2 protein-coding genes and 1 pseudogene are annotated in these 1890 nt (G+C 60.3%); all 3 read right to left on the bottom strand.

All coding sequences use genetic code 11. The features are described from left to right. Positions 1–122: 122 nt before the first annotated feature. Entirely contained in the window at positions 123–1424 is a 1302-nt protein-coding gene (gene gltA, locus AWB81_RS42500; protein ID WP_062644539.1) for a citrate synthase, read from the bottom strand. A 104-nt stretch (positions 1425–1528) separates the two neighbouring features. Continuing rightward, complete coding sequence (locus AWB81_RS42495; RefSeq protein WP_062644537.1) at positions 1529–1801, bottom strand: FAD assembly factor SdhE; 273 nt, start codon at positions 1799–1801, stop codon at positions 1529–1531. A gap of 14 nt (positions 1802–1815) precedes the next feature. After that, positions 1816–1890: pseudogene (gene sdhB / locus AWB81_RS45540) on the bottom strand (succinate dehydrogenase iron-sulfur subunit); the annotation flags it as partial.

The following is a 1890-nucleotide window of genomic DNA, read 5'->3' as shown; positions in this document are numbered from 1 at the left end:
GCGACCGAGTCGTCAAATCCCGCCCTAAACGCTACACCGTTCGATACCTCAAAAAGAACATTAACTGAACGGCATTACCGGCAAGCCGGGGTTTTCCGTGACACGCTGCCAGACCGGAACGCTTAGCGCTTTTCGATCGGCTTGACATCGCGCGGCGCCTCGCCGATGAACAGCTGGCGCGGACGGCCGATCTTCTGCTCGGGATCGGCGATCATCTCGTTCCACTGCGCGATCCAGCCGACGGTACGCGCCATCGCGAAGATGCAGGTGAACATCGACGTGGGGATGCCCAGCGCGCGCTGCACGATGCCCGAGTAGAAATCGACGTTCGGATACAGCTTGCGCGACACGAAGTATTCGTCTTCCAGCGCGATCTTTTCGAGCTCCATCGCGAGCTTGAAGAGCGGGTCGTCGTGCAGGCCCAGTTCTTCCAGCACTTCGTGGCACGTTTCGCGCATGAGCTTCGCGCGCGGATCGTAGTTCTTGTAGACGCGGTGGCCGAAGCCCATCAGCTTCACGCCCGAGTTCTTGTCCTTCACCTGCTTGATGAACTCGGAAATGTTGTCGACCGAGCCGATCTCTTCCAGCATGTTCAGCGCGGCTTCGTTCGCGCCGCCGTGCGCCGGGCCCCAGAGGCATGCGATACCGGCCGCGATACACGCGAACGGATTCGCACCCGACGAACCCGCGAGACGCACGGTCGACGTCGACGCGTTCTGCTCGTGGTCCGCGTGCAGGATCAGGATGCGGTCGAGGGCGCGCACGAGCACGTCGTTGACCTTGTACTCTTCGCACGGGTTCGAGAACATCATGTGCATGAAGTTCGCGCTATACGACAGGTCGTTCTTCGGATAAACGAACGGCTGGCCGATGCTGAACTTGTACGCCATCGCGACGAGCGTCGGCAGCTTCGCGATCATCCGGATCGCGGAGACTTCACGGTGACGCGGGTCGTTGATGTTCAGCGAGTCGTGATAGAACGCCGACAGTGCGCCGACCGCGGCAACCAGAACCGCCATCGGGTGCGCGTCGCGGCGGAAACCGCGGAAGAAGAAATGCATCTGCTCATGCACCATCGTGTGGCGCGTGACCGTGTCGACGAACTCGGTCTTTTGCGCCGCGTTGGGCAGTTCGCCCTTCAGGAGCAGGTAGCAGGATTCGAGGAAGTCGGCGTTGACGGCCAGTTCCTCGATCGGGAAGCCGCGATAGAGCAGTTCGCCCTTGTCGCCATCGATATAGGTGATGGCGGAATTGCACGCCGCCGTAGACATGAAGCCCGGGTCATACGTGAACTTGCCGGTCTGACCGTACAGCTTGCGGATGTCGATCACGTCCGGACCCATCGAGCCCTTGTAGATCGGCATTTCGACGCTCGGCGAGTTGTCGCTGAACGATAGCGTGGCTTTAACATCTGACGGGGTCATAGCACATCCTCAATCGAAGTATGGAAACAGGTTTTCGATAATTTGCACGACGGAGCTGCGCGGCAAAGCTGCAGTTTCGGGGGTTTTACGAATTTCCGCTGAGATCAGGCGGAGCGAAGCATCCCGAGCACGCGGGTCACATCAGGCGAAGCCAGTTCGCCTTCCGGTTCCTTGCGCGCGAGCAGCAAGTCCATCAGGTCGTTGTCGCTCAGCTCAAGCAGGCGGGTCAAGGCGGCCACGTCGGCGTCACTGAGGTCATGCTCATATCGGCTGAAAAAACGCTCGAAGATCAGATCGTTTTCCAGCAGGCCGCGCCGGGCGCGCCAGCGAAGGCGCGCACGGCGTAGAGGGTCGGACTGATGCGGGGTATCACCCATGACAGTAGTCCATCTCAGACAGCGCGGCGCACCATCAATTCCTTGATCTTGCCGATCGCCTTTGTCGGATTGAGCCCCTTCGGGCACAC

Origin of the sequence: Caballeronia arationis, from assembly GCF_001544975.2 — a bacterium.
Lineage (GTDB): Bacteria > Pseudomonadota > Gammaproteobacteria > Burkholderiales > Burkholderiaceae > Caballeronia > Caballeronia arationis.
This window is presented reverse-complemented; position numbering and strand designations above follow the sequence as displayed.